This is a genomic window from Acinetobacter sp. V89_4, from assembly GCF_029967875.1.
Taxonomy (GTDB): Bacteria; Pseudomonadota; Gammaproteobacteria; order Pseudomonadales; family Moraxellaceae; genus Acinetobacter; species Acinetobacter oleivorans.
This window is the reverse complement of the sequence record NZ_JASCAI010000001.1, coordinates 33,849-51,811: the sequence shown is the minus strand read 5'-3', so window position 1 is coordinate 51,811 and position 17,963 is coordinate 33,849. Positions and strand designations below refer to the sequence as shown.

The window sequence follows — 17,963 nt, the reverse complement described above, 5'->3', positions numbered from 1 at the left end:
GTGGCATCATGACTACTGAAAACTTAAAAGACAATTTACATATCTGGAATGCTGTTAAGCAAACACCTACTAATTTTCTTAAAAAAATTGAGTTTGGCTACTTAAAAGGAAAGTCAGATATTAATCCTCAATGGCGATTAATGGCTATGACTCAGGCTTTCGGTCCAGTTGGTCACGGATGGACATATAGACATGTGCGCTTATGGTCTGAAACAGCTCCAGATGGAACCTTGATGGCCTTTGCTGAGGTGGCGGTTAAAACAAAGATTGATGGTGTTTGGGGCGAGGAATTTTTTGGTAATGGCGGATCGGCTATTGTTGAAATTCAAAAAGGTAAATTAGTTGCTATTGATGAAGGTTATAAAAAGGCGGTTACGGATGCACTTGGTGTAGCTTTTAAAGCAGTTGGTGTAGCAGCTGATGTTTACCTAGGTAATTTTGATGGCAGCAAATATTTATATAACTACGACTATGCTTATCTTGAACAAAATACTTCAGTACCCGCAACTCAAAATAATACTAAGCCGAATACTCCGCCAAAACGCTCACAAGATCAACTTTATCAAGATGCACTAAAAGCTATTAAAGATGCTCCCGACACGACAATCCTTAAAGCTGCTGCAAATCGATTTAAAGGCACAACCTATGAGACAGGCATTAAAAGAGCATGTCGCGCACGTGCAGATCAAATGGGCTGGAAAACAAACCCTAGCCTCAGCCAGCAACAAAACCAAACTCAACCCCTCCACCATTAATTAAAGGCAGGAAATAAACATGACTAATTTAATTTCAAACCAAGAAGCCTTTAATGCTTTGATGTCCGGCAAAGTTATTCTTTGCCGCCACATCGATGGTGAGTTTGATACTTTGGATCAGTTCCCAGCTACAGTATTTTCTTTGCCAGGCTATGAATATTGTATCCAACTGCCAAAGATTGAATTGGCTGGGATTATATTTACTCAACCCCTCACCCTTGATGATGTTAAGCCAGAACAAGACATTTATCTTGTTGAGTATACGGGTAGTATTTATTGGTACAAGTACAATGAAACTTCAGCCCTAAAAACAGCAATTTCAAATGGATTTGCTCAAGCAGACATAGAAAATGCTCGACTCCAGTTAAAAGCATTTTGTGCAGCCGTTGGCCGTGATGTTGATACAAGCGAAGCACTTGTCGTGCCTATAGGTGGTGCAGACAAGCAAAAAGGTGCTAAGAAAAAATCTTCAAAGGCTGCTACTCCTAAACAAGTTGAGGAGGTTAAAGCTGAGGATCCATCTCATTTAGAAGTTGTGGAACCCTCTTCGACTGATAAAACCACAACATCTGAAGATTCAAACTATGTTCAATACCAAGTTTTACTAGATGCTTTGAAAATTGCAAATACAGAGCAAGAAGTAGAAAACGTTTGTTCAGGTCTTAAAAAAGAAGGATTTACGCAAGAGCAATTGGATGAAATTGAGATTGCTAAACAAGCTCGATTAACTGAGCTCGATTTTATTGAAATGGATGAAGCTGATACAGCTAGTGAGCAAGTATTTTCTGTTTTACATGATTCATTTATTAGTGAAATTGAACGTTGCACCTCAGCTGAAGAACTACAAGCGGTTAAGCGGAAAATTGGCGCAAATGGCCATCTAGAAGAACTAGAACGCGACAATTTAATGAAAGTTATTCAAGAGACAACTTTCAGCGACAAAAAAGAATCTGCCCCAAAAGAAATACTTAAGGGTCTAATTGATCGTGCTAGTACAACTGAAGAATTAGCCAAAGCTAATGACACAATCCTGGCAAGCAAAAATAATCTTTCAACTGAGGATTTACGAGATTTAAAAATTCATTATGAGCAACGAAAAGAACAACTTTCACAGCTTGATTTAATAGACCCTGAACCTGCCTATCCTGGATTCACATACACCAAAGATCTTGTAGACAGTTTAGTTGTTGAAATGGATATGGCTAGGAATGCTGAAGAAGTTAATGCAATCTTTGACCGCACACGTAAATGGTCAGAAGCTCAGCGCAAGCCCTTATTAGAGGCATCACATCACCGTCTTAGACAACTTCAAAACAGACCTTTAATTGAGCGTATACATGCTGCACAGAATATTGATGTTCTACGCACCTTATTCGCTGAGATCCGTTTACTTGAAAATGGAACTCTAAAGTATGACGCGATGACAGCCTATAAAAACCGCGAAGCTCAATTACCGGGTGCACCATTGGAGATAAGCCAATGAAATATCACTACTCAACAATGACGCGCATTCTTCTCGTGATAGGCGCTCACATGAACCACCAGTTCGACAATGTTAACCCTTCAGAAATCGATGCTTGCTTAGTAAATGTAAAGTTTAAAGAAGCCACATGGAGAAAGTGAAAATGAGTACAGCAGCTGAACTTAAAAAGGCCAATGAAATAACTAATTTCAAAAAATACAAAGCTAAAGTTTTTGAAGCTCTGGCAAATGATACTTACGGTTTAACAGTTTCTCAATTGGCGACTGTATGCAAGCTAAGTGCAAAAACTATAAAGCAGATATTGGCCGAACTTGATGTAGAGAAAAACGGCGATGTTTACATGCTCATCAAAAGACAAATTACACCTGGTGATGGCGTGGAAATTATTGAGTCAAAACCTATAGAGGATTCACCTATAGATATTTCTACAACTATTTTCACAGACATTATTTGTCCTAAAGCGGATGAGCTCAGAAAGAAGGATCCTCAAGCATTCAGCATATTTGCTTATGATGTAATGAGATTAAGCCTCTCTCTTTATTCTGAATCAACAAACATTAATCAATTTGATACTAACGTAAAAATTTTACTTAGCAATTTGGTAAGACGTCTTCAAAGATCTCAAAACTTCATTAATTTAGAAAACAAGGGGAGTGTTTAAATGTCTTGGTATTCTTTAAGGCAACTAGCTAAAGAACTCGGTATGGCTCCAAATACATTTAAAAAATATTATTTGGAGGAGTTCCCACCTGATCGTGAATCCAAAACTTATAAGGGATGGACTTCACAATCAGTAGCAAAAATCAAAACTGCAATTCAAGGCGCTAAGTAAGCGCCTTTATTGAAAAAATTTATCAATATTCACAACAATCTTTACAATTTTCATATGACTTCCAAAGGGTTTCTTAATTTTTATTTCCACAGGTGCTTCAAATTCAAAATCCATATAACATGACCAACCATCCCCTCTTTCTACATCACTTTTATTACCGTATTCTAATAAGCAAAATACATCTCCAGAGACGGTAAAACTCACATTAGAAGAATCTATTTCCATATTTATAAATTTATTTGCACTAATATGATTTACAGATGCAATATCAGCAATCTGATCAATATTTTCCACATAATCCATTACTGATGAATTGAACAGCTCCTCATCAAGATATTTGATTATATGTTTGAAAAGCTTATTTCGAACTCTCTTAATAAGCCTAACTACTTTCAAAACATCATCAAAACATTGTATTGCTCGTTGTCTTGTGTCTTCAATTGATAAATTATATGTATGCTCTTGAATGTGGGTAAAGCTATTTAAAACTTCTATTTGATCTAATAGAGAAGTACAAGCCTTTTCAATTGATTTATCTAATCGAAACTGCTTTAAAAGAAATTCACCAATCCCGCCCTGAATAGCATATTTATATCTTTGTCTTCGAGTAATTTTATCGTCAGGTTCTCTTAAACTTGGATACCATGAACATTTAACAATTTCTTCAGCGGGAGAAAGTCTATGAAAAACTATTCTTAGCATTTCTCTCATTGCATAAGCAAAATTATTAAATGTTAGACTGTTATAGGTTTCTAAATTCAAGATAGCTGAATCTAATAGATTATTCTCAAAATCACCTTTTAAATATTTTTTAAACTCTTTTATTTTATTTTTTGGAATCATTTAACCATTTCTCCACCTCATTTGCATACCAAGTCATTAATTCTACCCGTTCATCCCAATACTCTGCACGGTTATAAATTTTACTTGTCTTATCTGCTTTTGTAGATTTATTCACATGGGCAATTTGATAATCGATCACTTCACCACGGAATAATTTACTTTCATTTGCATGAGTCGAAAAAAGTGAACGAAAACCGTGGGTAACCATTTTATCTTCGTAACCCATTCTTTTTATCATGGTAAGTACCGACTCAGACGTCATATATTCATAAGGCTTTCCACGTTTTTTAAAAATATAACCATCATCAGTTTTTACGCTTTCAAGTTCCTTAAATAGTGTATAAATCTGCGGCACTAATGGAACCATTAATTCCTTTCTTCTTTTCATTCGATCAGCTGGAATAATCCAAACCTTATTTTCAAAATCTAATTCGCCAGAATCCCATCTGGCTTTTAATAATTCTGTTATACGCGTTCCTGTATAACAAACTAGAAGCATTGCCATTTTAACTATGGAACTTGAATGGCTCGCTTGCATACGTCTAAAAAATTCAGGCATTTCACTTGCTGGTAAACAAGGATGGCTGTCAGATTCATATTCAGGAATTACATCTTCCACCAATGTACATGGATTACGATCTGAATAATCTGAGGCAATTGCAAAATCAAAAACCTGCTTACCAAGTCTTAATGCACGGCTTGCTGTTTCTAAAGTGCCCTTTGCAACAATTTCTTTAATTTTCTTTGATATGTGCTTTCTTTCAACTTCATTAATTGGAAGATTTTTAAAGTCTTCTGTTAGATATGCAAGTCGATATTCGACTGTGTCATAGTATTTTTTGCTGGTCCACTGTGATTTCATAATACTCAACCACTCCTCAACTACTTTATGGACTGGTGGAGAGTTGGCTACTTTGCCCTGATATTCTAATTTTAATTGTCTTGCTTGTAGACGTGCTTCCTTACATCCCATAACGGGATATTCACCAAGCATCTTTTGATTTTGCTTTCCATTTTGACGGTATGACAGAACCCATTTCTTTTTCCCGTTGGGAAAGACAGAAATATTTAACCCTTCCCCATCTGCAACTGAGTATCTAGATTCTTTAGGTTTTAATGACTTTACTTGGGCATCCGAAAGCATAGTGTTATACCGTATAACAATTGTATAACAGCTTATAGTGATAAAGTTTGATTATCAATGATTAAGCTGAATCAAGAATGATTAAATCGAAGGCATTAAAAAAGCCCTAAATCATTAAGATTTAAGGCTTTTTGATCAACTCTAATCATATGTGATTAACTTTGATCTTAGTATTTGGTGGAGATGGCGGGAGTTGAACCCGCGTCCGCCAGCATTACGCTCGAGAATACTACATGCTTAGATATCGTCTATTGTTTTAACACCAAGTGACCCGACGAACAGGGTACAAGTTGCGATCCTCTAAGTTTGGTATAAAGCCCCGAGGCTTGACTCTATACGGACTTGTGTGCGTGCGCTACGGTCGGGTTCCTAAACCACAAGTATTCTAGGAAGCGGACAAACTGCCCTTAGGCAGCTAGAGCGTAAGTTTCGTCGTTTGCGACTAAAATATGCAAATTTGATTTACGAGAGAAAATGCGCTCTCGGCATGCATCTATGAGTTTCATCACCAGCGTCGAAGCCAATAACATCCCCATGAATGTCTGAACATCATAGCATAACTAAAATAAAATACTGTGCATTTTATCAACAGTCTGCTACTGATGAACATATTTACATAATTGAGTGTCTTTTGTTTTTTTCAAGGGCCACATAAAAAAGCTGCCAAAACTGACAGCTTTTTTTTAAGTTGGGTCTATAAAGCACCATTGCCTAAAACAATACCTTCACGGCGTGGGTCTACCCCACCTGCGTATTTACTCTGATTATTAATATTTACTTTCATAATCGTTGAAATACCGCTGGTTTGCGCAGTGTTGACAACGCCATGCCCTTTTGCCTTTAAGCCTTCAATCAAATCAAGCAAAGAAAGCTGCACATTCGAGCTATCCAAATTGGTGTTTTTGCTATTGGTCGCACCAAAGTTAACAAGCGAGGTCGCCTGCTGTGCATTTAAGTTCCAGTCCAGCGCACCCACCAACGTTTTAACCACATATTGAATGATCGTACCGCCACCTGGTGAACCTGTTGCCATATAAAACTCATCTGGCGTAGTGCCTTTAAACACTAAAGTTGGCGCCATGGTACTTCTTGGGCGTTTGCCCCCTTCTACACGGTTGGCAACCAGTGCTCCCGTGCTGTCTAACGGGTTGGCGCTAAAGTCAGTCAACTGGTTCGACAGCAAGAAACCATCTACCATGTGGAATGAACCCATGCTCGATTCAACAGTCGATGTCATTGAAACCACATTGCCATAGGCATCTACAATCGTGAACTGAGTCGTACCATGTTCAACAGTGGTGTCGACACCCGAAGCTGGGTTGAAATTACCCGCTGGCGCAACACCCATACTTTGGTTCGGGTTAATCAGTGCTGCACGTTGCTTCAAGTAATTTTTATCAATAAAGCTTGGGATGCCCTGTGCTGGTAAAGCAACAAAGTCAGTGTCTGCCACATATTTATCACGGTCAGCATAGGCCAAACGCTCCGCTTCAGACACTAAATGCACACCCATCACATCCGGCACACCACCTTCATTTTCAGGGTTTTTAGGTGGATACAGCGACATATCAAAGTTTTCTAAAATACCTAGCGTCTGTGCAACCGCAATCCCTCCCGAAGATGGAGGTGGCATGGTACATACATAATAACGATCACGATACGTCGTACAAATCGGGTCGCGTTTTTTAACCTGATAGTTCGATAAATCCTGCAAGGTCATTAAGCTTGGGGTAATTGGAGTTTTTGCTGGGTCATCACCCACGGTTTGCCCTGCTTTTGCCACAATGGCTTGCGCAATTGGACCAGTGTGCAGTGCGTTTGCTCCTTGTGAAGCGAGTGCTTCAAGTGTTCTGGCATAGGCTTTATTGGTCATGGTCTCGCCGACTTTACGTGGTGATCCATCTGGATAGAAATAGGTTGCCATTGCATTTGCATCGAGAGCTAAATTGTTTGCATTGCTTGCAATTGCATCTGCCAAACGCCCCGGAATGCGGAAACCATTGTCAGCCAAACCAATCGCTTCACCAAAAAGCTGGTTCCATTTGAGCTTGCCATGTTCTTTTTGCGCTTCTTCAAGTAAACGCATCACACCCGGCACACCAATCGAGCGACCGCTACGGCGCGCACTTGGTACAGGTGCAGGTGAATTTGGGTCATATATATCTTGGCGAATTAAATAAAATTCGTTGGCTGCGGCAGGTGCAGTTTCACGGCCATCGTAAGCAGTAACTTTTTTGGTTTTAGCATCGTAATACATCATAAAACCACTACCAGCAATGGTGCTCGATTGTGGCTCGACTAAACCCAACACCGCTTGTACCGCAACGGCTGCATCGACTGCGCTACCGCCTGCTCTTAAAACATCACAACCCGCTTTTACCGCAAGTGGCGTATTTGCCACCACCATATATTTATCTGCGTATTTGACCGTGTTACCGAGTCTATAACCCGATGCCCCCTCAGGCGCTGCTGGGTCACCATTTTGGTTTGAACCGACCACCACACTTGAACCGTCTTGTGCCAGTTTGCTACAACTGGTCGGGTCATTATCAACAATTAAATTGGGCGGGGTTGTATTTGAATCATCCTTGGGCTGATCTGACGAGGAGTCATCTCCACATCCTTGTAATAAACCGACTGCTAATAAACTACTGAACAAAAATGAATATCTTTTATTCACGTGATAACTCCAATATATACGCCTGCCTATCCATGCAATTGCCATGCAAGCTTCTTTGTTTTCAGGTATTAAGTTTTTTTAATCTTTGATAAAAATAAGGTTTTATAATATTGAATGTTTAAGGGCGTTTTATCCTGTGCCCTGTATTAAGCCTCCTTGCTTGATATTACACGCTTTTATATTTGATCCGCCCGATTCTGGCATGCTTTATTTAGTGAAATACAGGCAAAATCTACCATTTATAGACTCGCTCTATTTTTTAATAGAGCTAAAAAAAGCACCTCCGAGGAGATGCTTTTTTGTGTTTAGTGAGATGGCATTCCGCTAACATCCCCTTTGGGTTTCGGACACAGCCAAATGACCAGCCCAGCAAAGACAAACACCATTGCAAACAGCAAAAATACATGGTTTGCCGACATGGTAATCGCTTCTTTATCAACGAGGTTTGAAATAATGCCTAAGGTCGAGTCAGCCGAAAAACCATTTTGTGCAAGGTTATTTTGAACTTCGGCAGTATTTAGGTTTGACACCATTTCACTGCGTGCAACTTTGGCGTGGTCGTCCCACACGGTCACTGCAATTGAGGCACCAATCGCCCCTGCCATGGTTCTTAAAAAGTTCATTAAGCCCGCCGCAGATGCAATCTCTTGCTGGAGTACCGAACCGAGTGCAATATTCGACAGTGGAATAAAGAAGAATGGTACAGCAAAACCTTGCAAGATTTGCGGCCAAGCCAGTGCCATAAAGTCGGCATCTGTGGTCCAGAATGCCCGCATTAAGGTCACACCACCCAGCAAAATTAAACCGAAACTCGCTAGTGCTCTTGGGTCATGTTTGGTCGAAAGCTTTGCCACAATCGGTGACATGGTCAAACTACCAAAGCCCATGGTTGCGGTTAAATAGCCGGCCCATGTGGCAGTGTAGGAAAGGTTCATTTGCAGCCACTGTGGAATCAGTACAATACTGCCAAAGAACGCGCCAAAGCCAAGCGATAAGGCCAGTACCGAAATTGCAAAGCCCCTATGCCTAAAGACTTTGACGTCCACGACGGGGTGTTTATCGGTCAGCTCCCATATGAGGAACACCACAAAGCCAATGGCGGCAGTTAAGCCTAACACCACAATGCTGGTGCTATTAAACCAGTCTCGTTCATGCCCTAAATCGAGCATGAGCTGTAGTGCACCAATCCACAAAATTAACAGACCTAAACCGACGGTATCGATTCTTAAAGAAATCGTTTCTGTTTCGGCTGGTTTAAGCAAACGAATTGCCGCTAAAACACAAACAATGCCGACCGGAATGTTAATAAAGAAAATCCAGTGCCAAGACAGATTATCACTAATCAGACCACCCAAAATTGGCCCTAAAATTGGCCCAACGACGGTCGTCATTGCCCATAGGCCCATCGCCTGTGCATGCTTTTCTTGAGGGAAAATACGCATCAGCAAAGTTTGGCTGAGTGGCATGAGCGGGCCACCGCATAGACCTTGTCCAATACGGAAAAACACCAGCATGCCTAACGAGTTTGCTAGACCGCACAAAAACGAAAAAATGGTAAAACCAATCAGGCCAAAAATAAAAACCCGAACAGTTCCAAATCGCCCTGCTAGCCAACCCGTTAAAGGTACACAAATCGCTTCTGCAACTGCATACGACGTAACAACCCATGTGCCTTGTGTACTTGAAACAGCAAGGTTACCGGTAATGTGCGGTACAGATACGTTGGCAATGGTCGTATCGAGCACGACCATAAAGTTCGACAAGGCAATAACAAACGCTGCCAGTAATAAACGGCCACCGCTTAGTTCGGCAAAAGGTGTTTGCGTTTTCATAAGCGTTTACTTCGCAGATAAGTCGACTTTTGCTTCCATCGACAAGCCAACACGCAGTGGGTGTTCAGCAAGTTCTTTCGGGTCAAGTGCAATACGAACTGGTAAGCGTTGAACTACTTTAATCCAGTTACCTGTTGCATTTTGAGCCGGAATTAAGGCAAAGGCAGAGCCTGTACCACCAGAGAAGCCCATCACTTTGCCGTGATATTCAACGTCGTCGCCATATAAATCTGAAGTAAGCGTAACGATTTGACCCGGACGGACTTTTTTCAACTGACTTTCTTTAAAGTTCGCATCTACATATAAATCATTCAGCGGCACAATCATCATCATGCTGGTGCCCGGTGCAACACGTTGACCGACTTGAATATTGCGACGCGTCACCACACCATCGACTGGTGCACGTATTACGGTACGTTCCAAATCAAGCTGAGCTTGTTCAACATGTGCTTGTGCAACTTGTACATCGGGTGTTGAAGTCTCGCTTACACCCTGAATTAAAGCTTCGTTTGCTGCAAAAGTGCTTTCGGCAGCTTTACGGCTTGAAGATGCTTGCGCTAAACCTGCTTTGGCAAGCTCTAGCCCTGCTTTGGCTGTTTCAACAGCACTTTGTGCCTTAGTGAGTTCTTCTTTAGACACTGCACCAGACGCGGCAAGTTGTGCACGGCGGTTGAGTTCTAACCCAGCTTTGTCGTAGTCGGCCTGTGCTTGAGCAACTTGTGCTTTGGCACTGGTAATTTCGTCGGCACGCACCACAACTTGAGAGTTTAAAGAGCTACTGTTTGCCGCAGTTTGTTTGTATTGGCGTTTTGCTTTGGCGAGTTCTGCCTCGGCTTGAGCCAGTGCAATTTTGGCATCACGATCATCAATACGAACCAGCACGTCACCACGATGTACTGTTTGGGTATCTTTTACCACAACCTGAGCGACCTGCCCGCTTACCATTGAAGTGATTTGAGCCGTTTCTGCACCGACATAGGCATTATCCGTACTCACGGAATGATTTAAAAATAATGCCCAGATTGCATATAAAATAGCGGCGATCAATAAAATCAGCGCAAAAAAACCAAGAAATTTTTTGCGCTTGTTTTGATTGTTGTCATCCGAGGCAGATGTTGTTGGCACTGTTTCTTGTACATTGCTTTGTGCATCAGTCATGGTATGTTCCTAAAGATGGGTTGGCTTTGCCATCAATCTCGCACTACACCTTGTTATAGAGTTTTTATTTTTCTATAAACAAGACATACCGCATTGTCAAAGGAGCTAATTTTAACGCTAAAACCTCATGATATGAGAATAAAAAATTATAACTAATGCGTTCGTTCTAATTAAATTAATGTTTATCTCAAAGTTTTTGTGAAAATTCCCGCTTTTCAAACACTAAAAAAAGCGCACTTGGCGCTTTTTAACTACTTAAATGAGCAATTTAATAGGCGTATGAAGCAATACCCGCAGCAATTGCTTTGCCTTCATCATTGACCATGGTCATGCGCATGGTACAGCCCTTGCGACCTAAACGCAGAACTTCGGCACGTGCAATAAAGTATTTACCACGCCCCGGCGCTAAATAATCGACACGCATGTCGACAGTTGCCAAACGCGATACTTGCTTAATGGTCTCGGTTAAAGTTTCCGGCGTTGAACGGCGATATAAGTGTTCCATTGCCACAATACCGCCAATGCTATCGAGCAAGGTTGCAGCAACTCCACCATGCAAAATCTGAAATGCCAGATTACCAATGAGGTCAGGTTGCATCTCGATATAGCCTTCAATCTGCCCGTCCACCACACGCATAATCATTCCACTATGCTTAAAAAAAGGAGAGCTATTAAACGCCTTACATAACTGGTTGAGAACCACAGTTAGGTCAGTTTTAGCACCTAAATGGATGTTCCCAGTCCAATTTTTCTTTTCATCACTCATACATTGCCTAAATTTAAAAGCATGATAAACACCCATAATTTTGTACAAATCCAGCATTATGGGGCTACAATACAGCAGTCGGTTGACAGTAATGGAATATCCGCCAACCTATCCTAGTGTAATACCGAACATCGAGATTGTTATGACTTATACGTTCAATCGTCCTGCATTTCCAGCCACTCGCATGCGCCGTATCCGTAAAAATGACCAGTTGCGTGCGATGGTCAGCGAAACACAGCTCACTACCAATCACTTGATTTATCCAGTATTTGTATTACCGGGACAAAATCAGACCCAAGATATTCCAAGTATGCCAAACATTCAGCGTTTGTCGGCAGATTTGTTACTGAAAAAAGCTGAAAGACTTCTGGAATTGGGCGTATCAAAACTGGCTCTTTTTCCAGTTACCCCGCAAGAAGATAAAAGCCTCACTGCAGAAGCTGCATGGCGTGAAGATGGTTTAGTACAAACCACTTGCCGTTTGCTTAAAAAAGAATTACCAGAAATGGTGTTAATTACTGATGGTGCGCTCGACCCATACACAACTCATGGTCAAGACGGCATTATTGATGAAACAGGCTATGTGCTAAATGACGAGACTGTAGAGTGCTTGATTAAACAAGCGTTAAGTCACGCAGAAGCAGGTGCCGAAGTGATTGCACCAAGTGACATGATGGATGGCCGTATTGGCGCGATTCGTCAGGCTTTAGAAGCCAATGGTCACATCTATACCAACATTATGGCCTACTCTGCGAAATATGCATCTAGCTTCTATGGTCCGTTCCGTGATGCCGTTGGCTCTGCATCCAACCTAAAAGGTGGTAATAAATATAACTACCAGATGGACTTTGCCAACCGTGCCGAAGCGTTACATGAAATCGCGCTTGATATTCAAGAAGGCGCCGACATGGTGATTGTAAAACCGGGCATGCCATATCTGGATGTGGTACGTGAAGTGAAAGATACCTTTGGTGTTCCGACATTCATTTATCAAGTGAGTGGCGAATACGCAATGTTAGCGGGTGCAATTCAAAATGGCTGGTTATCAGACTCAGTCATTTTAGAATCACTCATGTGCTGCCGCCGCGCTGGTGCAGACGGAATCTGGACTTACTTTGCAGAAACCGCTGCTGAAAAACTCAAGGAAATGAACTAAGTTCGCAGAGAAAGGATAACACTGCATGCATATTGCAATTATTGGCGCGGGCATAAGTGGATTAATGTCTGCGCTGGAGTTGGTTGAACAAGGCTGTACCGTCAGTATTTTTGATCAACAACAAGCGGGACAAGCAGCCTCTTGGGCTGGCGGAGGCATTCTCTCTCCGATGTACCCGTGGCGCTATGTGCATGCAGTGAACCAACTTGCTCAATTTGGTAAAGCCTCTTATCAAGCATGGAACCAAAAGCTCTACCCTGTTACAGGGATTGATTTTGAAATTCATGACACAGGCATGCTAATTTTTGATGAAGAAGATTTTGACATCGGGCTTTCCTACGCCGAGCAGCATCAAGAACCGATGCAGCGCTGTGAATATTTACAAAGAGATGCCTTAGAACAAGTTAATCCACATATTTCAGATCACTTCCAAGAAGCGATTTATTTCCCCGAACTGTCTAATATTCGTAATCCGCGTGTATTGCAGTCCCTGATTAGCTATTTAAAGCAACATCCAAATGTTGAGTTTTTTGAACACACTCCTGTTAAAAAACTGATTCAACAAGGCGATGTGATACAAGCGCTCCAAACCGAAGATGGACGTAAACATACAGCAGACCATTTTGTAATAACTTCGGGAGCTTGGAGCCATTACTGGAACTCACAATTACAACTCGAAATTCCAGTCGAACCTGTTCAAGGTCAAATGCTGTTATTTAAAACCCCTGCTCACTGGCTACCGACCATGTGCATGAATCGAGTGATGTATTTGATTCCTCGTATGGACGGTCATATTGTGTGTGGCTCTAGCATGGCACATCGAGGTTTTGACACCTCTACCGATGAAACCACCCAGTACAATATTTTAGAAGCATGTTTAGAAATGGTGCCTGGACTGGCCGATTTCCCGATCGTACAGCGCTGGGCAGGCCTCAGACCAAGTTCACCAAATGGCGTTCCGTACATTGGCAAAATGCCTGAAATGGACAACCTCTGGGCAAACTTTGGGCACTTTAGAAATGGGTTATGTATGGGCGCAGGCTCTGCGCAATTACTCCGTCAACTTATGCTAGGTCAACCGACTTTAGTTGATGCCAAAGCATATTCACCAGAGCGTTTGCAAAATAAAATCTTAGCCTGACGCGAGTACATTCTCTAAAGCCATTTTTAATTGCGGATAAGCAAACTCAAATCCTTCAGCTTGTAAGGCTACGGGTTTGACGTATTGCCCATTTAAGATCAATTGCGATTGCTCCCCTAACAAACAGCGAAAAACCGTGCTTGGTGCTGGCAACAGTGGTTTCTTATTTAAAACCTCTGCTGCTTGTTCAACAAATACCTTTTGAGTCACGTTTTCTGGTGCCACCACATTATGAATTTGAGTAGATTGAGGATGCTTAAATATAAACTCGATGGCATTTAACACATCTTCAATATGTACCCAAACCACAGGCTGACGCCCATGACCAATTTGCCCCACTAAATTGAGTCGAATCGGAAATAACATTTTAGGCAAAATGCCACCGCCCTGCCCAAACACTACGCCTAAGCGAATAATTTTAGTATTTTGCTGAGCATCTGCTAAAGCTGCTTGTTCCCATTCTTGGCAAAGTCGAGACATAAAAACAGGCTGTGGTAAGCTTTGTTCAGTGCACGCCTCTGCCCACTTTTCTTGATCGTCTATACCGTAGTAGCCAATGGCCGAGCCAGAAACAATTGCTTCAGGAAAAATTTCAGATTGTTTGAGCCATGCATACAATTTTCGGGTCGTATTGACACGGCTTTCGATGAGTTGTTTTTTACGTGACTCGGTCCAGCGTTTCTCGCCAATATTTGCACCAGCCAAATTCACCACATAGTCAATTTGACGGGTCGTAATATCTTCAAACTTTTGTACCCACTGTAAGGCAGGATGGTCAGATGTCTTCCCAGCCTGCCGTGTTACAGCAATCACATTATAATTTTTTTGTAGTAGGAACTTAATTAAGTGCGTTCCGATAAAACCACTAGCACCCGTGATTAATACATTCTTATTCATATTTCCTCCTAAGCTGAGGACAACTGTTTTATTCCATTATATAAAACTCATTTATATTTAATCGTAGCTGTTTTTGTAGTGATCTATTGCACATTCAACATTTTGTCAGCCATGCGCTGTGCCTGTTTACCATAAAACCAGTAGGTAATTAAATAAAGTGGAATAGCTAACATTAAAAGCATGATCACCATAATGCTCAAGAACTGAGGTTGTTTGAGGTAAAGCATAAAGTTCTGCAAAATCTCTGGGTCTTTTCTAGCAAATAAAAACAGACCAAATAAAACACCACATAAGTTATAGCCCCAAAAAATCAGGGTAAAACCTAAAGTAAATTTCTTTTTTTCTTGTACAGTCGGTGCACGGCGTTCTTTCTTTAAAAATTTAAATAAGACAAAAATCATTGCGCCTAAATATGGAACGGCTGTTAAAATACCGCCTACACTCGCTGGTAATAGTGCTGCAACCACACCTACAATTAAGGTAAGTACGATGCATAAACAAAAAAACCAGAGAAAGTAAGAACGTAATTTGGTCATATTTTTGCCTAATTTATGGGTTCAAAAAATAATTATAAATTTTTTTCGATTTTTTTTCATTTTTCTGTCAACCAATTCGAATCTCTTGACGTTATATAGGGTAATAAGGTCGCAGCAACCGAATACTTCCTTTGCACGGCATCCGCAAAATTGTTTCGGTGACCTTTCATTACGACTCTTTCCTTCCTTCGGATTAGGTTTTGTTAGCAGCCGAAACCCTTGATGAAGTTTTTGACCGACGATTCTCTCATCACTCGAATCGTCGGTTTTTATTTTCTAGCACTTTCATTTATTTTACGCTCAGCATACACAATAGTCCTTTCGTGGCTATAAAGGCTATGCGTATACTTTTTGCACCATAAAAATATGTTTTAAATAATATGAACAATATTGCCTATTTTGAAATCCAGTCTTCAAACCCTGCCCGCGATGCGCAGTTTTACCAAGCTGTGTTTGGCTGGCAATTTAAACTCGATGAAAACTTACCGATTGAATATTACCGTATCGAAACGCCTTCAATTATGGGTGGACTATTAAAACGCCCAGCCCAAACGCCGCCAATGGAATATGGTACCAATGCATTTACCTGTTCGGTTCAGGTCGAAAACTTCGATGAGGTAGCTGCAAAAATTTTAGCGCAAGGTGGCATTGTCGCGATGGATAAATTCGCCATTCCCGGTCGTGCTTGGCATGGCTACTTTGTCGATTTAGACCACAACGTTTTTGGTATTTTCCAAGTCGATGAGAATGCAGCTTAAAGATTTTATTCAACGACTCTTTTATTTTTTACTGTATAGCCACCGCCTTGTTATCGGTGGCTATTTCATATTAATTATTCAGCAAAGCTAAAGCTGGCCTCACATGTAATTGGAAAATTCACCGAATTGGCAATCATGCATTCATGATGCGCTTCTTCATGCAATTTTGCAGCAAGCTCTGGGTCAGCACCTTTTTCCAAAACAATCTCTGGTCTTAAAATAATTTGGGTAAAGTGACCACGTTTAACTGGATCTGCATCTTCCATAAAGCCAAGTGCATGATCGACATAACTCAGCACATGAATATGATTGACTGCACATAGGTGCAAATACCAAAGCTTATGACAAGCTGAAGCTGATGCAACCAATAAATCTTCTGGGTTCCATCTGGTCACATCACCTAAATAGGCGGGGTCTGATGAACCTTGAATCGTGGTTTTTTGCGGATGTTGAATACTAAAGTCTCTTTTATATGAACGATAAGAAGAAGTGCCTGTACCCGTATTCCCTTCCCACTGTATTTTTACTTCGTATTCATGAATGGTCATTTTGTTCTCAAAGTTCATGGTTTAAGTCGATAGTAACAAAGCAGCGTTTAAAGTAAAAAAATTAATTCAAGTTTTACTGTAGGCTTAAATAACGAGCACTTTAAAATGTCTTGATAAAATCTCCTGTCAATTTATGCTAACGTATCTGTGTTTATTTTGGCTTGATGTCTGTTTCTATGTCCGTACATTTTCTACATACTTCTGACTGGCATTTGGGGCAGTTTTTTTATAACCACTCACGGCACTACGAACACCAACAATTTTTAAGCTGGTTACTTACTCAAATTCAAGAAAAACAACCGCATGCTCTGCTCATTGCGGGTGATATTTTTGATGTCATTAACCCCGGTTCTCAAGCACAAAAACAACTCTACCAATTTTTAGCAGATGCACATCGCATTGCACCACACATGCAAACGCTCATGATTGCGGGTAACCATGACTCAGGCTACCGTATTGAACAAGTCGAACCACTTTTAGAAAAATACAATGCAAAAACCGTGGGCGTGGTTCGCTGGAATGAAGATAAAACCCTAGATCTCGATCGACTACTTTTACCCATTTATAATCAAAATCAAGATATTGTAGCGTGGTGCCTTGCCCTGCCTTTTTTACGTTCAGCCGAAATTACGGGCTTTAACGAACATACCACCAATAGCAAAAACGCGATTGCCTATTTGCACCAGCAACTCATTGCCGAAGCCAAACGTCGTAAAACGCCAGACCAAGCGCTTATTTTGATGTCGCATGCACACATGCAAGGTGGGGAAACATCTGACTCTGAACGCCCAATTATTATTGGTAATGAAGAAGCACTTTCAACGACTTTATTTGAAGATGCTGTCGACTATGTCGCGTTAGGTCATCTACATAAACCACAAAAAGTAGGTCAGCCACACATTCGTTATAGTGGCTCACCAATCCCACTTTCTTTTAGTGAAATTAACTATAAGCACCAAGTGGTTGAGGTCAAAATTGACCCAGCTCAAGAGGCAGACAGCCGTTTGCAATTTGAAGCTGTAGAAATTCCACGTTGCATACAATTACACCGTATCCGTGGTGAGTTAAATGAAGTGCTACAACAACTCAAAGCCTTACCTCACGGCGTGATTGAAAATATTGACCACCGTGAATATGTCGATATTGAATATTATAGTTTAACGCCGCCACAGCCGAATTTACGTCAGCAGTTTGAAGCGGCCCTACCACCTGACCGCTACCGTTTAGTGCGTATTTCACGTCAATATGTGAATAAAGACACTACCGATTCAAATACCACTCAGCAAATCGCTCTTGAACCGCCAACCCCAGAAAAACTCTTTCAGAATATTTGGGAAAAACAAGGTTACAGCGCCGATGATGCGGTTTTAAAAGATTTTCTGAGTCTAGTACAAGAAGCACAAAAAAATCTTGAAAATGATGCAACTCCCTAAG

At 41.1% G+C, this 17,963-nt stretch carries 17 protein-coding genes and 1 other RNA gene; 8 read left to right on the top strand and 10 right to left on the bottom strand.

Annotated elements, in window-relative coordinates; translation table 11 throughout:
- The first annotated feature begins 8 nt into the window (after positions 1-8).
- The 4 genes from QLG01_RS00255 (at position 9) to QLG01_RS00240 (ending at position 3,070) form a co-directional block, all read left to right on the top strand.
- Positions 9-755: a hypothetical protein gene (locus QLG01_RS00255; RefSeq protein WP_282495549.1), complete on the top strand. Its 747-nt coding sequence runs from the start codon at positions 9-11 to the stop codon at positions 753-755.
- Between the two features lie 19 nt (positions 756-774).
- Complete coding sequence (locus QLG01_RS00250) at positions 775-2,238, top strand: hypothetical protein (RefSeq protein WP_282495548.1); 1,464 nt, start codon at positions 775-777, stop codon at positions 2,236-2,238.
- A gap of 142 nt (positions 2,239-2,380) precedes the next feature.
- Positions 2,381-2,899, top strand: coding sequence for a hypothetical protein (locus QLG01_RS00245; RefSeq protein ID WP_282495547.1), 519 nt, complete (start codon positions 2,381-2,383; stop codon positions 2,897-2,899).
- Positions 2,900-3,070, top strand: a complete 171-nt coding sequence (locus QLG01_RS00240) for a hypothetical protein (protein ID WP_005042582.1) — start codon at positions 2,900-2,902, stop codon at positions 3,068-3,070.
- A gap of 6 nt (positions 3,071-3,076) precedes the next feature.
- Here QLG01_RS00240 and QLG01_RS00235 read toward each other — a convergent pair whose 3' ends face one another.
- From QLG01_RS00235 to QLG01_RS00205, 7 genes are all read right to left on the bottom strand, one after another.
- The gene (locus QLG01_RS00235; protein ID WP_151821683.1) at positions 3,077-3,913 is read right to left on the bottom strand and encodes a hypothetical protein; all 837 of its coding nucleotides are present in this window, start codon (positions 3,911-3,913) and stop codon (positions 3,077-3,079) included.
- Positions 3,897-5,057: a tyrosine-type recombinase/integrase gene (locus tag QLG01_RS00230; RefSeq protein WP_282495546.1), complete on the bottom strand. Its 1,161-nt coding sequence runs from the start codon at positions 5,055-5,057 to the stop codon at positions 3,897-3,899. The genes QLG01_RS00235 and QLG01_RS00230 overlap by 17 nt, the downstream gene beginning before the upstream one ends.
- A 175-nt stretch (positions 5,058-5,232) precedes the next feature.
- Positions 5,233-5,591: a transfer-messenger RNA gene (ssrA, locus tag QLG01_RS00225) on the bottom strand.
- A gap of 160 nt (positions 5,592-5,751) precedes the next feature.
- Positions 5,752-7,737 carry a gamma-glutamyltransferase gene (gene ggt, locus QLG01_RS00220; RefSeq protein ID WP_282495545.1) on the bottom strand — a complete coding sequence of 662 codons (1,986 nt, stop codon included), beginning with the start codon at positions 7,735-7,737 and terminating at the stop codon, positions 5,752-5,754.
- Positions 7,738-8,042: 305 nt separating this feature from the next.
- Positions 8,043-9,569: a DHA2 family efflux MFS transporter permease subunit gene (locus QLG01_RS00215; RefSeq protein ID WP_013198748.1), complete on the bottom strand. Its 1,527-nt coding sequence runs from the start codon at positions 9,567-9,569 to the stop codon at positions 8,043-8,045.
- 6 nt (positions 9,570-9,575) lie between these two features.
- Entirely contained in the window at positions 9,576-10,727 is a 1,152-nt protein-coding gene (locus QLG01_RS00210; RefSeq protein ID WP_282495544.1) for an EmrA/EmrK family multidrug efflux transporter periplasmic adaptor subunit, read from the bottom strand.
- 268 nt (positions 10,728-10,995) lie between these two features.
- The gene (locus QLG01_RS00205) at positions 10,996-11,493 is read right to left on the bottom strand and encodes a thioesterase family protein (RefSeq protein ID WP_282495543.1); all 498 of its coding nucleotides are present in this window, start codon (positions 11,491-11,493) and stop codon (positions 10,996-10,998) included.
- Positions 11,494-11,635: 142 nt separating this feature from the next.
- Here QLG01_RS00205 and hemB point away from each other — a divergent pair, with 142 nt between their 5' ends.
- Together hemB and QLG01_RS00195 are read left to right on the top strand one after the other, a co-directional pair.
- The gene (gene hemB, locus QLG01_RS00200; RefSeq protein WP_004748084.1) at positions 11,636-12,649 is read left to right on the top strand and encodes a porphobilinogen synthase; all 1,014 of its coding nucleotides are present in this window, start codon (positions 11,636-11,638) and stop codon (positions 12,647-12,649) included.
- Positions 12,650-12,674: 25 nt separating this feature from the next.
- Positions 12,675-13,790, top strand: a complete 1,116-nt coding sequence (locus QLG01_RS00195) for an FAD-dependent oxidoreductase (protein ID WP_282495542.1) — start codon at positions 12,675-12,677, stop codon at positions 13,788-13,790.
- Here the strand turns inward: QLG01_RS00195 and QLG01_RS00190 are convergent.
- Both QLG01_RS00190 and QLG01_RS00185 read right to left on the bottom strand, forming a co-directional pair.
- The gene (locus tag QLG01_RS00190) at positions 13,782-14,687 is read right to left on the bottom strand and encodes a TIGR01777 family oxidoreductase (RefSeq protein WP_282495541.1); all 906 of its coding nucleotides are present in this window, start codon (positions 14,685-14,687) and stop codon (positions 13,782-13,784) included. The genes QLG01_RS00195 and QLG01_RS00190 overlap by 9 nt on opposite strands.
- Before the next feature lie 83 nt (positions 14,688-14,770).
- The gene (locus QLG01_RS00185; RefSeq protein ID WP_282495540.1) at positions 14,771-15,223 is read right to left on the bottom strand and encodes an ABZJ_00895 family protein; all 453 of its coding nucleotides are present in this window, start codon (positions 15,221-15,223) and stop codon (positions 14,771-14,773) included.
- A gap of 380 nt (positions 15,224-15,603) precedes the next feature.
- On the opposite strand from QLG01_RS00185, the gene QLG01_RS00180 reads away from it, so the two are divergent.
- Positions 15,604-15,981: a VOC family protein gene (locus tag QLG01_RS00180; RefSeq protein WP_005303175.1), complete on the top strand. Its 378-nt coding sequence runs from the start codon at positions 15,604-15,606 to the stop codon at positions 15,979-15,981.
- A gap of 74 nt (positions 15,982-16,055) precedes the next feature.
- Here QLG01_RS00180 and QLG01_RS00175 read toward each other — a convergent pair whose 3' ends face one another.
- Positions 16,056-16,529, bottom strand: a complete 474-nt coding sequence (locus QLG01_RS00175; protein WP_282495539.1) for an OsmC family protein — start codon at positions 16,527-16,529, stop codon at positions 16,056-16,058.
- Positions 16,530-16,693: 164 nt separating this feature from the next.
- Between QLG01_RS00175 and QLG01_RS00170 the strand changes: the two genes are divergently transcribed.
- On the top strand, positions 16,694-17,962 hold the full coding sequence (locus QLG01_RS00170) for an exonuclease SbcCD subunit D (protein WP_282495538.1): 1,269 nt from the start codon (positions 16,694-16,696) through the stop codon (positions 17,960-17,962).
- The last annotated feature ends 1 nt before the right edge of the window (position 17,963 follow it).